The 13,253-nt window shown below is 72.0% G+C and carries 14 protein-coding genes; 2 read left to right on the top strand and 12 right to left on the bottom strand.

Going from position 1 to position 13,253, the window contains the following annotated elements:
* Positions 1 to 3 precede the first annotated feature (3 nt).
* The 8 genes from ACZ7G1_RS05965 to ACZ7G1_RS05930 all read right to left on the bottom strand — a co-directional run bounded on the left by ACZ7G1_RS05965 (position 4) and on the right by ACZ7G1_RS05930 (position 8,150).
* Positions 4 to 936, bottom strand: a complete 933-nt coding sequence (locus tag ACZ7G1_RS05965) for a branched-chain amino acid ABC transporter permease (protein WP_470874655.1) — start codon at positions 934 to 936, stop codon at positions 4 to 6.
* 113 nt (positions 937 to 1,049) lie between these two features.
* Positions 1,050 to 2,285, bottom strand: a complete 1,236-nt coding sequence (locus tag ACZ7G1_RS05960) for a branched-chain amino acid ABC transporter substrate-binding protein (RefSeq protein WP_470874657.1) — start codon at positions 2,283 to 2,285, stop codon at positions 1,050 to 1,052.
* 470 nt (positions 2,286 to 2,755) lie between these two features.
* Complete coding sequence (locus ACZ7G1_RS05955; protein ID WP_470874659.1) at positions 2,756 to 3,181, bottom strand: hypothetical protein; 426 nt, start codon at positions 3,179 to 3,181, stop codon at positions 2,756 to 2,758.
* Positions 3,178 to 3,741: a hypothetical protein gene (locus tag ACZ7G1_RS05950; RefSeq protein WP_470874660.1), complete on the bottom strand. Its 564-nt coding sequence runs from the start codon at positions 3,739 to 3,741 to the stop codon at positions 3,178 to 3,180. Before ACZ7G1_RS05950 ends, ACZ7G1_RS05955 begins: the two co-directional genes overlap by 4 nt.
* A gap of 344 nt (positions 3,742 to 4,085) precedes the next feature.
* Complete coding sequence (gene fxsA / locus ACZ7G1_RS05945) at positions 4,086 to 4,679, bottom strand: FxsA family membrane protein (protein ID WP_470879326.1); 594 nt, start codon at positions 4,677 to 4,679, stop codon at positions 4,086 to 4,088.
* Between the two features lie 61 nt (positions 4,680 to 4,740).
* Positions 4,741 to 5,517 (bottom strand): polyprenol monophosphomannose synthase, encoded by a 777-nt coding sequence (locus ACZ7G1_RS05940; protein WP_470879324.1) that lies wholly within the window; start codon positions 5,515 to 5,517, stop codon positions 4,741 to 4,743.
* Positions 5,518 to 5,954: 437 nt separating this feature from the next.
* Positions 5,955 to 7,598 carry an amidohydrolase gene (locus ACZ7G1_RS05935; RefSeq protein ID WP_470879322.1) on the bottom strand — a complete coding sequence of 548 codons (1,644 nt, stop codon included), beginning with the start codon at positions 7,596 to 7,598 and terminating at the stop codon, positions 5,955 to 5,957.
* A 111-nt stretch (positions 7,599 to 7,709) separates the two neighbouring features.
* The gene (locus tag ACZ7G1_RS05930; protein ID WP_017242178.1) at positions 7,710 to 8,150 is read right to left on the bottom strand and encodes an Lrp/AsnC family transcriptional regulator; all 441 of its coding nucleotides are present in this window, start codon (positions 8,148 to 8,150) and stop codon (positions 7,710 to 7,712) included.
* A gap of 225 nt (positions 8,151 to 8,375) precedes the next feature.
* On the opposite strand from ACZ7G1_RS05930, the gene ACZ7G1_RS05925 reads away from it, so the two are divergent.
* The gene (locus ACZ7G1_RS05925; RefSeq protein WP_470879320.1) at positions 8,376 to 8,744 is read left to right on the top strand and encodes a hypothetical protein; all 369 of its coding nucleotides are present in this window, start codon (positions 8,376 to 8,378) and stop codon (positions 8,742 to 8,744) included.
* Between the two features lie 67 nt (positions 8,745 to 8,811).
* On the opposite strand, the gene ACZ7G1_RS05920 is transcribed toward ACZ7G1_RS05925, so the two are convergent.
* The gene (locus ACZ7G1_RS05920; protein ID WP_470879318.1) at positions 8,812 to 9,900 is read right to left on the bottom strand and encodes a phosphotransferase family protein; all 1,089 of its coding nucleotides are present in this window, start codon (positions 9,898 to 9,900) and stop codon (positions 8,812 to 8,814) included.
* 10 nt (positions 9,901 to 9,910) lie between these two features.
* A complete protein-coding gene (locus ACZ7G1_RS05915; protein ID WP_470879316.1) occupies positions 9,911 to 11,047 on the bottom strand; it encodes an Rv3169 family protein in 1,137 nt (378 codons plus the stop codon).
* Positions 11,048 to 11,205: 158 nt separating this feature from the next.
* On the opposite strand from ACZ7G1_RS05915, the gene ACZ7G1_RS05910 reads away from it, so the two are divergent.
* On the top strand, positions 11,206 to 11,604 hold the full coding sequence (locus tag ACZ7G1_RS05910; RefSeq protein ID WP_470879314.1) for a hypothetical protein: 399 nt from the start codon (positions 11,206 to 11,208) through the stop codon (positions 11,602 to 11,604).
* Here the strand turns inward: ACZ7G1_RS05910 and ACZ7G1_RS05905 are convergent.
* Both ACZ7G1_RS05905 and ACZ7G1_RS05900 read right to left on the bottom strand, forming a co-directional pair.
* Positions 11,567 to 12,715 (bottom strand): acyl-CoA dehydrogenase family protein, encoded by a 1,149-nt coding sequence (locus ACZ7G1_RS05905; protein WP_470879312.1) that lies wholly within the window; start codon positions 12,713 to 12,715, stop codon positions 11,567 to 11,569. The two genes, ACZ7G1_RS05910 and ACZ7G1_RS05905, sit on opposite strands and share 38 nt — an antisense overlap.
* A 92-nt stretch (positions 12,716 to 12,807) precedes the next feature.
* Entirely contained in the window at positions 12,808 to 12,957 is a 150-nt protein-coding gene (locus ACZ7G1_RS05900) for an SCO1431 family membrane protein (protein ID WP_470879311.1), read from the bottom strand.
* Positions 12,958 to 13,253: the final 296 nt, after the last annotated feature.

Genomic DNA, 13,253 nt, shown 5'->3' with positions numbered 1-13,253 from the left:
TGCTCACGCCCTGTCCGCGACGCGCTCGCCGAGCAGGCCCTGGGGCCGCACGAGGAGGACGAGGATGAGGAGGACGAAGGCCCACACGTTGGACCAGGCACCGCCGCCGAGCTGCTGCATGCCGGGGATGTCCTCGATGTAGGCGATGGACAGGGACTCGGCGAGGCCGAGGACCACGCCGCCGACCATGGCGCCGTAGATGTTGCCGATGCCGCCGAGGACGGCCGCGGTGAAGGCCTTGAGGCCGAGGACGAAGCCCATCTCGAAGCCGATCTGGCCGCGCTCCAGGCCGTAGGCGACGGCGGCGACGGCGGCGAACGCGGCACCGATGGCGAAGGCCATCACGATGATGCGGTCCGTGTTGATGCCCATCAGCTTCGCGGTGTCCGGGTCCTGCGCGGTGGCCTGCATGGCGCGGCCGCTGCGGCTCTTGGAGACGAACAGGCCGAGGGCCAGCATGCAGAGCGGGGCGAGGACCAGGATGAAGAGGTCGGCGCGCTGGATCTGCAGGTTCTCGGTGATCTTGAAGGCCTCACCGGTGAACTCGGGGAAGCTGCGCTTGTCCTTGGCGTTCGGGTAGAAGCCCCAGACGAGCTGCTGCAGGGCGATCGACAGGCCGATGGCCGTGATCAGCGGAGCGAGCTTGGGGGCCGTGCGCAGTGGTCTGTACGCGAACCGTTCGGCTGCGGTTGCGACGGCCACGGAGGCTATCGCGCCACCGATGATCATGAGCGGAATCGCCACCCAGAGAGGCGTCCCGCCGGGGAGCGCCAGGTAGGTGGTGAGGGCGCCGAAGCCGCCGATCATGAAGATCTCGCCGTGGGCGAAGTTGATGAGCTGGACGATGCCGTAAACCATGGTGTAGCCGATGGCGACGAGGCCGTAGAGGGCTCCCATGGACAGGCCGTTGACCAGCTGTTGCGGCAGTTCGTTCACCGCAGGCCTCCGATGAGCTTGTCGGATAAGACTCCGCGCGAGGGCGCTGTTTGCGCCCTCGCGCGGGTTGGTTCAGGTGGTGCGGGTTCCCGGAGGGTTACCGGGAGGTGTGGCTACTGGTTGAAGGTGTCGCTCTTGACGTCGACCCACTTGCCGCCCTCGACCTTGTAGACCGTGAGCTGCTTGTTGGTGGTGTCGCCGAACTCGTCGAAGGAGACCTTGCCGGTCACACCGTCGAAGGAGACCTTGCCCAGGGCCTCGGTGACCTTGGCGCGGGCGTCGGACGGCAGCTTGCCGTTGTTGGCGGCGACGACGGCCTTGACGGCCTGGATGATCGCCCAGCCGGCGTCGTAGGAGTAGCCGCCGTAGGCCGCGTACGGGTCCTTGTAGCCGCCCGCGTTGTAGTCCGCGATGAACTTCTTGGCGGTGTCGAGCTTCTCGACCGGGTAACCGATCGAGGTGGCCAGGTCACCGTCGTTGGCCTCGGCGGAGGCGCTGATGAAGGCCGGGTCGTAGATGCCGTCGCCGCCCATGACGGGGATCTTGGCGCCGGTCTTCTTGATCTGGTCGGAGAGCAGACCGCCCTCGGGGTACTGACCACCGAAGTAGACGGAGTCGGCGCCGGAGGCCTTGACCTTGTCGGCGGTGGAGGAGAAGTCGGTCTCCTTCACGGTGACGTGGTCGGTGTCGACGACCTGGCCGCCGAGACGCTTGAACTCGTCGGAGAAGATCGCGGCGAGGCCCGCACCGTAGGTCTGCTTGTCGTCGACGACGAAGACCTTCTTCTTGCCGGCGTCCTTGAAGAGGTACTGGGCGGCGAACTTGCCCTGGACCACGTCGGTGGCGGCGGTGCGGAAGTAGGTCGGGAAGGGACGCTTGAACTCGCCCTTGCCCCAGTTGTCGCCCTGGCTCAGCGCCGGGTTCGTGTTGGCCGGGGAGACCTGCGCCAGGTTGGCGGCGGCGAAGACGCCCTGCATCTGCTGGGAGACGCCGGAGTTCAGCGGGCCGACGACGCCGAGGACGTCCTTGTTGCCGACGAGCTTGGTGGCGTTGGCCTGGCCCGAGGCGGGGACGGCCTGGTCGTCGAGACCCTCGATCTTGAAGGTGACGCCGGGGACTTCCTTGTTCTTGTTGGCGGTCTTGACCGCCAGGTCCACGGAGTTCTTGATGCCCTGGCCGAGCGCGGAGAGGGAGCCGGTCAGCGGTGCGTCGACGCCGATGACGACGGTCACGCCGCCGTCCGCGTTGTTGTCGCTGCCGCCCTTGTCGTCACGCGAACCGCATGCGGTGAGAGTGAGCGCTCCCGTGGTGAGCACGCTGGTGAGGATGAGCAGTGAACGGTGTCGCACGAAGAATCCTTTCCCTGGCGCGGCCCCCTCAAGCTGAGGCGGTGCCGTGAAGCTGTGTAGCTAGAGGTGCCGTTTTCGATGCCGGGCCGTACGGGGTGAAGCAGGGCCGTGCAGTGAAAGCGCCCGGCGGCGCGGTGACTGGCCGTGACTCTAGGCGCAGGTGGGAACCGTCGGGGAGCGCCGAGGTCAGGATGTGACTGTCTTGTTATGCCGACGGGGGGAGACGGTGTGCGCCGCACGGGCAAATACGGGCACACCGGTCTGTAGGGCGGTGTTCACATAGTGAGAATCCCCAGTTCCGCTAAGGGGCTTGAGCGGATCACGGTCCTGACGGCGGTCTTGTGAGGGTCTCCGGATATCGGACAAGGCCTCTGAGGTGAGCGGACGGAGATCACCTTCCGGTCGAGGCCGTCTCCGGGCCCCGAACATTGCGGGAATGTTACGCAGGGTGACATTCGACCTGGCCGATATCAGCCGCCCGGAGAGGCCGGAGGGGTCGTCCACTCCTCCGGCGGACGCCAGTTCTCCGAGCTTCCGGTGGCCCCCTTCGCCGCCTCGCAGCGCCGCCGCGACTCCCGCTCGGCGAACGCCTCCGCAGCCTCGCGGCCGGCCCTCCGCTCCTCGCTCCTGGCCGCCGCGAGGACCTCGTCGTGGATCTCGTACTGCTCGTTGGAAAGCCCCTTCTGCTCCCAGTCGAGCCCGGCCCACATGCTGCCCCTGAGGGCCTCCTTCACCCAGTAGCCCACCAGGCTCGCGCAGATGTCCGCGGGGGTGCTCGCCCGGGGCGCGGGCGCCGGTTCCGGCGCCCGGTCGCCGCCCACGGCCAGCGCCAGGGCGCACCCGGCCAGGACCGTGGCGAGCGCGGCCCCGAGCGGCCCAAGTCGCCCGGGCTTCACCGGAGTCGGGGGCGTGCCGTCAGGAGGCCCCGCGCACCTCGGGTGACCAGGCGGTATGTGACGCCCGTGACGGAGGGGGAGGTGTCGGGCGCCGCCGCGCGGGCTCCCCTGCGCGGTCTCCCGCCCGGCACCCTCGGGCCGGGCCCGTCCGAATCGCCGTAGCGGGTACGGCTGTTGCTCGGGGGTGCCGTCGTGGCGAGGGGGATCCGGACGTCGTTGACGGGGTCGTACGCCGACGGTGTCATCCCTCGGGCCGCACCGCCCGGACAGGTCCCGCGGCCCGGCCTCCGCTCGGTCCCGCGGGCGCCGTGACCGGTGAAGGGGGAGCGGCGGACGCGCGGATTCCGCAGCTCCGTGGCGGCCGGGGAGCCGGCCTCCGGGAGCGTCGCCGCGGTGATCGACGGCCGGTCGTCCGTGATCTTTCGGGACGGTTCGATCACCGGGTCGACAGGGGTGCCGGCGGTCGGTCGGAGGGGGGTGGGGTGGCTGATCACGATGCCGTCGACGGCCACGCTCCGTGCAACGTTGGCCATCGCGGGGGTGGGGCGGGCGGCGGTCACGAGAACCCCTCGGTGTGTGAACGGATCGGATGATCGGCTGTTCGCCTGTGGGGGAGCCTCGCCAGTGAAGCGGCTGGGCCCGTGAGCGACAAGAGGGCGGAGGGGGGGGGGGGGGGGGGGGGGGGCACACCCCCCCCCCCCCCCCCCCCCCCCCCCCCCCCCCCCCCCCACCCCCCCCCCCCCCCCCCCCCCCTCCCCCCCCCCCCCCCCCCCCCCCACCCCCCCCCCCCCCCCCCCACCCCCCCCCCCCCCCCCCCCCCCCCCCCCCCCCGCGGCGTTCGGCGTATTCGGCCGCCGCCCCCGTACGCGGGTGCGCGTACGGGGGCAGTGGCCGGATCAGGACGTCAGGGCATCAGGGGCGGGCGGGGCTCGTCGGTCCGGCGGGGGCCCTGGGGCGCGTCCTCGCGGATGACCTCACCCTGCACGACCTTCCCGTCCGGCCGGTGGATGCGGGCCTGCTGGAAGGCGTCCTGGAGGCTGCCGGGAGGCGCGGCGCTCATCCGGCGCTCGACGGCCTTCTCGGCGGTGCGGCCGAGGAGGGAGCGGACCTGCGGGATCAGCAGCAGCAGACCGGCCGCGTCCGAGATCAGGCCGGGGATCATCAGGAGCAGGCCGCCCAGCATCAGGAAGCCGTTGCGGTCCTCCGCCGCGGCCTTGTCGGGCGACGGGGGCGTCGCCCCGGTCGCGGCCGCGGCCTGGGCCTGCTGGAAGGTCGAGGTGAGGTTGCGGAAGGCACGCCGGCCCGCCCGCTTCATGACGGCGGCACCGAGGACGGCGCCGCCGACGAGCAGGGCGAGGACGGTCAGCCCGCCCGCCGCGCTCGCCACCACCGTGAGCAGCCAGATCTCCAGGACCAGCCAGGCGGCGACGCCGAGCGGAAGGAACGTACGCGCGCGTGAGCGCTTGGGGGCGAGGGGAGGCGGTGCGCCGGTCGTCATGGTCCCCAGTGTGCCTGGCGGCCCGCCGGAACGTCGTAAAGGACGGATCAGTACCCGGGGGTCAGGAGGAGGTGCGGCCGAGCCGCCGGCCGACCTTCTCCGCGCGCGCGGTCAGGCCCCAGCCCGTGACGCGCCACAGCGCCTCGACGACGATGTTGCGGCTCATCTTGGAGTCGCCGACCTCGCGCTCCACGAAGGTGATCGGGACCTCGACGACGTGGAAGCCGGCGGCCACCGCGCGTCGGGCCAGGTCGACCTGGAAGCAGTAGCCGGCCGAGGCCACGTCGTCCAGGCCGAGGCCTTCCAGGGTCTCCTTGCGGAAGGCCCGGTAGCCGCCGGTGACGTCCCGGATCGGCACGTCGAGCATCAGGCGCGAGTAGAGACTGCCGCCGCGGGAGATGAACTCGCGGGACTTCGGCCAGTTCACGATCCGGCCGCCGGGCACCCAGCGGGAGCCGAGGACCAGGTCGGCGCCCTTGAGCGCGGTGAGCAGCCGCGGCAGCTCCTCCGGCTGGTGGGAGCCGTCGGCGTCCATCTCGACGAGGACTCCGTAGCCCCGCTCGATGCCCCAGCGGAAGCCGGCGAGGTAGGCGGCGCCGAGCCCTTCCTTGCCCTTGCGGTGCAGGACGTGGACCCGGTCGTCATCGGCCGCGATCTCGTCCGCGAACTTTCCGGTGCCGTCGGGGCTGTTGTCGTCGGCGACGAGGACGTGCGCCTCGGGGACGGCGGCCCGCACCCTGGCGACGATCGGCTTGATGTTCTCCGCCTCGTTGTAGGTCGGGATGATCACCAATGCCTTGCCGAGCGGGCCGTAACGCCTCTGGCCACCGTCGTTCACTACTGCCCCTTCGGATACCAACGCAGAACCCCCACCATAGCGAGGTCCTCGGAGTGCTCCGCCGCGGCGGCCGGTACGGGAAAGGGAGGCGTGCGGTGCGGGGCCGGTCGTCCTTCGGGCCGACCTGGGACCCGCTGGCTGCGGGTCGACCGAGAGCCGTTGTCTACTGAACGTCCGGGCCCCACCCGGGTCGCACCTTCCGCCGGAGAAACCTTCCCTCGCGGCCGAGGCGCGGGCGGCGTTCGGCGACTGCGAGGGTGGTTTCGACCGGTCGGACGTCCTGTGGTGGACCCGCAGAACCTACCCGCCGCCGACGGTCGACTGTCAACACCCGCTTGACCTGCGGAGACTTCCCGAAAGGCCAGGCCAGAGGGGAAGATCCGCAGGTCGGGGACAAGCGTGCGGGGCGGGCGCCGAGGGTCTGAAATGTCCCCACATCACTCGTTCGGCCGTACGAACACCGTCTGTCCGTACACCACCGTGCGCAGGCACACGGGCAGTTCGGCACCCGGTGACAGATCGGGCAGACCGGGCGTACCGGAACGCGGGTCGGTGGACCAGCGGGCGACCCGGTCGTCGGGCGCCTGGACGAGCAGCTCCCCGGTGCGCCAGATCGCGTAGTCGGCGGGGGCGCCGGGGACGAGCGTCCCCGCGTCGTCCCGGCCGACGGCCCGCCAGCCGCCCCTGGTGTGGGCGGTGAAGGCGGCCCGGACGGAGATCCGGTGCTCGGGGGTGTGGTGGAAGGCGGCGGCCCGGACCGTGCCCCAGGGGTCGAGCGGGGTGACCGGGCTGTCGGAGCCGAAGGCCAGCGGCACGCCGGCCCGCAGCAGCGCCGCGTACGGGTTGAGGGTGCGGGCGCGCTCGACGCCGAGCCGGTCGGCGTACATGCCGTGCTCGCCGCCCCAGAGCGCGTCGAAGGCGGGCTGGACGGAGGCCGTGAGGCCGAGCTCCGCGAAGGCGGCGATCGTCTCGGGGGTGAGCATCTCGACGTGCTCGACGCGGTGCCTGGCGGCCCTGATCCGGGCCAGGCCCAGCTTCTCGGCGGCGGCCCGCACGCCCTCGACGACCGAGGTCACGGCGGCGTCCCCGATGGCATGGAAGCCGGCCTGGAGCCCCGCCTCGGTGCAGGCCACCACATGGCGGGCCACGGTGGCCGCGTCCAGGTGGGCGGCGCCCGTGTGGCCGGGGTCCGTGTGGTCGGCGTACGGCTCGTGGAGGCAGGCGGTGTGCGAGCCCAGGGAGCCGTCGGCGAACAGGTCGCCCGCCGCGCCGAGGGCGCCGAGGGCACGCGCGCGCTCGACGTCGAGATCGGCCCAGTAGCCGACGACCCGGGGCCCCGCCTCTTCGCGGGCCAGGTCCAGGAGGCCGGTGAAATCGTCCTCGGAGGAGATCCGCGGGCCGCCGCACTCGTGCAGGGTGCCGATGCCGAGGGAGGCGGCCCGCTGCCGGGCCGCGCGCTGCGCCTCGGCGCGCTGGAGGGGGGAGACGGCGCCGAAGGCGGCGGCCCGCACGGCGTGGTGCGCGTCGCCGGTGAGCGGCCGCTGCCCGTCGTGGAAGCCGTCCAGGTCGCGGACGCCGGGGACGAGGTCGAGGAGGGCGGTGGTGACCACGGCCGAGTGGACGTCGATCCGGGTGAGGTAGAGCGGCCGGCCGCCGGTGAGCTCGTCGAGCTCGGTACGGGTGAGCGGCCGGCGCTCGGGCCAGCGCGAGGCGTCCCAGCCGTGGCCGATGAGGATGCGGTCCTGCGGCCGGGCGGCCGCGTGGGCGCGGATCAGCTCCGCCGCCTCGGTGAGCGAGGCGGCGGAGGAAAGGTCGAGCCCGGTGAGGGCGAAGCCGGTGGCGGTGGTGTGCACGTGCGCGTCGACGAACGCCGGGGTGACGAGCGCGCCCTCCAGGTCGACCACCTCGTCCACGCCGGAGGCGAAGGCGTCGGCCGCGCCCTCCGAGCCCACCCAGGCGACGTGCCCGCGCTCCACCACCATGGCGGTGGCGAAGGGGTCGGCGGGGCTGTGGACTTCTCCACCGCGCAGCAGCACGGTGCGGTGGTCGAGGGGAGACACCGAAGGCATGGACTCACTCATGCGACCAGGCTAGGACCTGGCCGGACCCGGTTTGTCCGGCAGGTCCCCCTGGCGGGGCCGCACAAGGGCCGCACAGGGGCCGCCACGGCCTGTACAGGGTCGTACAGCCGGTCAGATGCGCGGCGGCCTGGCTTCGTACGGGGTGGAGAGGACGACGGTCGTACGGCTGGAGACGCCGGCCTGGGAGCGGATGCGGCTCAGCAGGTGCTCCAGCTCCAGGGGCGTGGCGACCCGGACCTTGAGGATGTAGTTCTCGTCACCGGCGACGCTGTGGCAGGCCTCGATCTCCGGGATGTCGGCGAGCCGGTCGGGGGTGTCGTCGGGGGCGCTGGGGTCGAAGGGTTTGACCGAGATGAAGGCGGTGAGGGGAAGACCCACGGCCTCCGGGTCGACGACGGCGGCATAGCCGCGGATGACACCCCGCTGCTCCAGGCGCCGGACGCGCTGATGCACCGCCGACGTGGACAGGCCAGTGGCCTTGCCCAGGTCGGTGTAGCTCATGCGCCCGTCCTTGACGAGCAACTCGACGATCTGACGATCCAGCTCCTCCATGCCGTGACCCTATGACCCCGGCGCGAGCGGGGCACAGCCGGGGGCGACCCGTATGCGGCGCTTTGGGCGGTCACGGGGCACCTGCGACGGGCATGTGACGAACGCCACATGTCCGCGCCCTGCCTGAGGTATCGCCTCACGGTTATGCGGAGTTCCGTATGGGAAGTGCTTGCTGTGGTCGCGGCCGTACGAATCCGGCCGACCCACCCGAGGGGGAGATTCTCCATGCAGGAGCCTGTTGATTCCGTCGACACGTCCGACGAGCTCGACGCGTACGACACCTTTGAGATGTTCCGGGTCGTATGCCCGGAGTGCGAGCAGCCCATCGCGCTGCTCGCGGACGAGGACGTGCTGCCGGAGCACGCGCTCTGCCCCACGCCGTGGAACCCCTTCGTCCTGACGGTCTGCCCCGGCACCGGCATCCAGGCCTCCGCCGCGCGCCCCGCCGACGACACCCTGGAGGTCCAGGAGCAGGACACCGCCCTGCTCCTGACGCTCCCCCAGGGCCTCGACTGGCGCACCCAGCCCTTCTCGCACGTCGGCGGCCCGGGCTCCCGCCCGATCCGCGTCGCGCAGCTGCGGCGCGCGGCCTGAGGTCGGCCCCCGGCGCGGCCGGGGGCCTGTCCGGCGGATCAGGCCCTCCCAGGCCCTGGGGCGTCGGCTACCAGTAGCTTCCCCGCACCATCGCCGCCAGTGTGGCGTGGTGCAGGATCAGGCTGTCCGGGTCGGCCGGGACCTCGACCTCGCCGAAGTGCGCCTGCCGGTACGCGATCCTCAGCATCACGATCGCGTGCCGCAGTGCCGCGTAGAGCGTGTGGAACTCCATGTCCCTCGGGGTGTGCCCGGTCAGTTCCGCGTACCGCCGCTCGATCGCGTCGCGCCGCAGGAAGCCGGGCAGGCCGGGCTGGCCGAAGCTCACCGTCAGGTCCTGGAAGAAGCGGTGCAGATAGACCGCCCAGCCCAGGTCGACCTCGCGCGGGACGCAGGACGCCATCTCCCAGTCGAGCACGGCTGCGGGCGTGAACCCGTCGTAGACGATGTTCCCGATCCGGGCGTCGCCCCAGCCGAGCACCGCCTCGCCCTCGTCCGCGGGCCAGTGCGCGTCGAGCCAGTCGAAGGCCGACTCGATGAGCGGCGACGGGGCGAGCCCCTTCACCACCCAGGCATAGTAGGCGCGTTGGGCGTCGACGTGACGGCGCAGCGGGCTCCCCGCACCCTCCGCGAGGAGGAACTCGGCCTCCTTCACCGGGAACTGGTCGTGCAGCCGCGCCAGCACGGACACCGATTCCGCTTCCAGCAGCGCCCGTTCGTCGTCGCTCGCGGAGTGCAGCCAGTTCCCCTCGTACGTGTAAGGCATGACGTCCGGCGGCACCCGGCCCTCCGCGCGGGCCATCACGAAGAAGGGCGCGCCGAGCGGTTCCGGATCCTCCTCCAGCCACAGGACGCGCGGCACGGGGACGTCCGTGTGCTCCCCGACCAGGCGCATGACGCGGTGCTGGCGCGCCATGTCGTAGACGGGGAAGACGGTGTACGCGGCGGGGTCGGCGGCCAGCCGCAGCGCGCAGGCGCGCACGGGCGCGTCCGGATGGTCGAGGTCGAAGAGGAGCGTCTCGCTTGACATGCCGTTCGACCCGGGGACGGCCAGGCCGGAGACGGTGGCCCCGGGCAGGTGCCCGTCGAGCCAGGCGGTGAGCCGCCGGCCGAGCTCCTCGGGGTCACGGGTCGTCGTGCGGGGGCGGGGTGTGGTCATCTCCGGCTCCTCAGCTGGCGGTTGACGTATGGTCGGCGAAACCGCTGGGGTCGTGGCGGCCGAAGGAGCCGTGCTCGAAGATGCCGTACCCGGTGTGGCCGTCGAGCGTGAAGCGGGCCGCGTGGTCGGTCACGCCGTAGGCGGCCATCGGGTGCGCGGCGGGGTCCGCGAGGTCGTAGACGCGTCGGTCGGTCCAGCCCCTGCCCTGCCAGCTACCGTGCTGCCAGTCGGCCGCGGGCGGATATCCGGCGCCGACGGCGAGCGGCGACGAGGCGAGGATCTCCACCCCGATCTCCAGGGGCTTCCCCGCCGGGTCCGTGACATGGACGACCGCCCGCTCCGGGTGGCGCGTGCCGGAGCGGTACGTGATCTCCGTGCGCGGCCAGCCGAGCTGGGTGTCCCGCTGCCCGTTCCGTACCAGCAGGGCCTCGTTGAGGGTGCGGTAGCCGTCGGCGTCCTCCTGCGCGATCACCATGAGGAACCGGTCGTCGAACCGCATCGGGATCCACAGCCAGTGGAACCCCTCCGGCCGGAACTCCGCCGCCCGTCCCGGCTCCTCACCGGGGATGGGCCGCACCCCCCAACTCCGGTCCCGCGTCCCGGTCCACTCCCCCGCCGTGACCTCGAACTCCTCGCCGCCCGCCCTGATCGTGCCGGTGCAGTGCCCCGCCTGGACGAAACGGCGGCCCTCCAGCGTCAGCCGGCCGCCGTGCCGCTGGGTGTGATGGGGCTCCCACACGGCGGGGAAGTCGCCGGTCCAGGTCAGCTCGAACGACAGTCCCTCGGGGTCGTCGGGATCCGCCTCGCACCGCAGGGACAACCTCTTGAGCGGTTCGTCCACGGTGATGGTCAGCGGCCCGACGGCCAGGTTCATCCGGTCGTCGCCCAGGGCGTCCGAGGCCCGGACGGCGTGCAGCCGGTCCCCCGTCCGCAGCGTGGCGTACGCGTCCACCACCCCGGTGTTGGGATACACCCCCAGCCCCGCGATGAGCAGCGCGCGGCCCTCGTGGTCGAACACATGGAAGATGCACCGGTCATAGGCGTTCCGATCGCCGCTGACGTGGTGCTTCATCGAGAGCGGTGCCTGGTGCACGGGGTACTCGTCGAGGGCGACGGGTCGGTCGTCGGCGTGCCGCTGCACGGACATGGCTGACCTCCTGGTCTGCTGGCGCGCTGCCACGAAGAAGATCTGACGGTACGTCAGCTACGCGAGCAGGGGCCAGAGTCGTGCACCGGGTACCGAGCGAACTCCCGCTCGAATCCCTCCGCCGGTGACCCCCGCCGCCGCAACGCGTTGGTCCGGGCATGACCACGCTGTACACCACACCCAGCGGTTACGGTCGGCACCGGCAGACCGAACCGCGCGCTGAAGAATCGGTTCCTCACCTGGCGCCGGCGACGACCGCGACAGCATCCGCGACCTCGATGGCGCCCGCCGCCACGACAGCCCCGCCCCTCGCACCCCCACCCGCCCCCGTAACACCCCCCATCCCCACCCCCACCCAGACCTACGTCTCCACCCCCACCCCCGTCCCCGCCGACCCGCCCATCTACCAGGACGTCCTCTCGCTCTGGGCCAGCCACGGCCGCACCCTCCCCGGCCACCGCGACCAGGAGTGGATCCGGCTCGCCGCCGGGCCCGTCTGGGCGGACCGGACCGTGCGGGTCAGCGGGACTCTGGTCCGACCAGGTGACGGGCGATGACCACCCGCTGGATCTGATTGGTCCCCTCCACGATCTGCAGCATCTTCGCCTCGCGCAGATAGCGCTCCACCGGGAAATCCGCCGTATAGCCGTACCCGCCGAGCACCTGCACCGCGTCCGTCGTGACCTTCATGACCGCGTCCGTGCAGAACAGCTTCGCCATCGCCGCGTGCCGCCCGAACTCCCGCCCCTCGTCCTTGCGCCGCGCCGCCTCCCGATACAGCGCCCGCCCCGCCTCCACCAGCGTCGCCATGTCCGCGAGCAGGAACCTCAGCCCCTGGAAATCGGCGATCGGCCGCCCGAACTGCCGGCGCTCCCGCGCATACGCCACGGCCTCGTCGAGCGCCGCCCTCGCGAGCCCCACCGCACACGCGGCGATCCCCAGCCGCCCCGCGTCCAGCGCCGCGAGCGCGATCGCGAACCCCTGCCCCTCCGCTCCGAGACGCCGCGCGTCGGGAACCCGTACACCGTCGAAGTGCAACTGCGCCGTCGGCGAACCCTTCATCCCCATCTTCCGCTCCGGCGGAGCGGCAGTCAGCCCCCGGGCGTCACCAGGCACCAGAAACGCGGTGATGCCCCGCGCACCCGGCCCGCCGGTCCGCGCCATGACCGTGCAGAAGTCCGCGATACCCCCGTGCGTGATCCACGCCTTCGTCCCGTCGATGACCCACTCGTCCCCCTCCCGGACCGCCCTCGTCGTCAACGCGGCGGCATCCGACCCGGCCGACGGCTCGGACAGGCAGTACGCCCCCAGCAGCCCTCCACCCAGCATCGCCGGCAGATGCGCGCCCCTCTGCTCCTCGGTCCCGAACATGGCCAAGGCATGACAGGACAGCGTGTGCACGCTCACCCCGAGCCCCACGGTCAGCCGCGCCGCCGCCAGCTCCTCCAGCACCTGGAGATACACCTCGTACGGCTGCCCTCCCCCGCCGTACTCCGGCCCGTACGGCAGCCCCAGCAACCCCGACCGGGACAACAGCCGAAACACCTCCCGAGGAAACCGCCCCTCCGCCTCCCCCTCCGCCGCCCCCGGCGCGATCTCCCTCCGCGCGATCTCCCCCACCAACGCGAGCAGCTCCCGCGCCTCGTCACTCCCACGACGCTCGGCCACGACAGAACGCTCCTCCCTCACGGCGCGATGCCGGATTCGCAGGGAGTATGCCCCTTTGCTACCAACGCATCACGGAGCGGAGCGCCCTTCGGTCACATCAGCCCAGCCCTGGTGACGAACACCGCCAACACCACCACCAGCGTCCACCCGAGCACCTGCTCCAGAACCTTCGGCCCCTCCCCATCCCGGGGTCCGCCCGTGCGGGCGCGGGTCAGCATGCGTGCGTAGGTCATCGCGGTCATGGCCCCCACACTGCGCCACGACCCCACCCCGTGGGTAGAGACGTCGGTCACCACCCACGTGGGCCCCCCGACCGCCGGACGGCGGCCGGGGGCCCAGAAGCCTTGCGCCGCACGGCCGGGGGGACCCTGACCGTAGAGACAGCAGGGTCCTCCTGTGCCGAGCACCACGTTCCTTACGGCTCTCCCGTCCCCCCGGCGATGCGTCGAGCGGCATCATCCGCCACTTCGCTCCACACTGTCAGGCCCTCAGATTCGAATGCCTCCGAGAGAGCCTTTCGCACTTCATTCAGCGGCTG

This window comes from Streptomyces sp. NPDC037273 (assembly GCF_055603625.1).
The sequence above is the reverse complement of the archived record's forward strand: the minus strand, read 5'-3'. Positions and strand labels throughout refer to the sequence as shown.

Excerpts from the sequence above, each read along its gene's own strand:
- fxsA (WP_470879326.1), bottom strand. The coding sequence starts at position 4,679 with ATGACGACCGGCGCACCGCCTCCCCTCGCCCCCAAGCGCTCACGCGCG.
- ACZ7G1_RS05935 (WP_470879322.1), bottom strand. The coding sequence starts at position 7,598 with ATGAGTGAGTCCATGCCTTCGGTGTCTCCCCTCGACCACCGCACCGTG.
- ACZ7G1_RS05930 (WP_017242178.1), bottom strand. The coding sequence starts at position 8,150 with ATGGAGGAGCTGGATCGTCAGATCGTCGAGTTGCTCGTCAAGGACGGG.
- ACZ7G1_RS05925 (WP_470879320.1), top strand. The coding sequence starts at position 8,376 with ATGCAGGAGCCTGTTGATTCCGTCGACACGTCCGACGAGCTCGACGCG.
- ACZ7G1_RS05920 (WP_470879318.1), bottom strand. The coding sequence starts at position 9,900 with ATGACCACACCCCGCCCCCGCACGACGACCCGTGACCCCGAGGAGCTC.
- ACZ7G1_RS05915 (WP_470879316.1), bottom strand. The coding sequence starts at position 11,047 with ATGTCCGTGCAGCGGCACGCCGACGACCGACCCGTCGCCCTCGACGAG.
- ACZ7G1_RS05910 (WP_470879314.1), top strand. The coding sequence starts at position 11,206 with ATGACCACGCTGTACACCACACCCAGCGGTTACGGTCGGCACCGGCAG.
- ACZ7G1_RS05900 (WP_470879311.1), bottom strand. The coding sequence starts at position 12,957 with ATGACCGCGATGACCTACGCACGCATGCTGACCCGCGCCCGCACGGGC.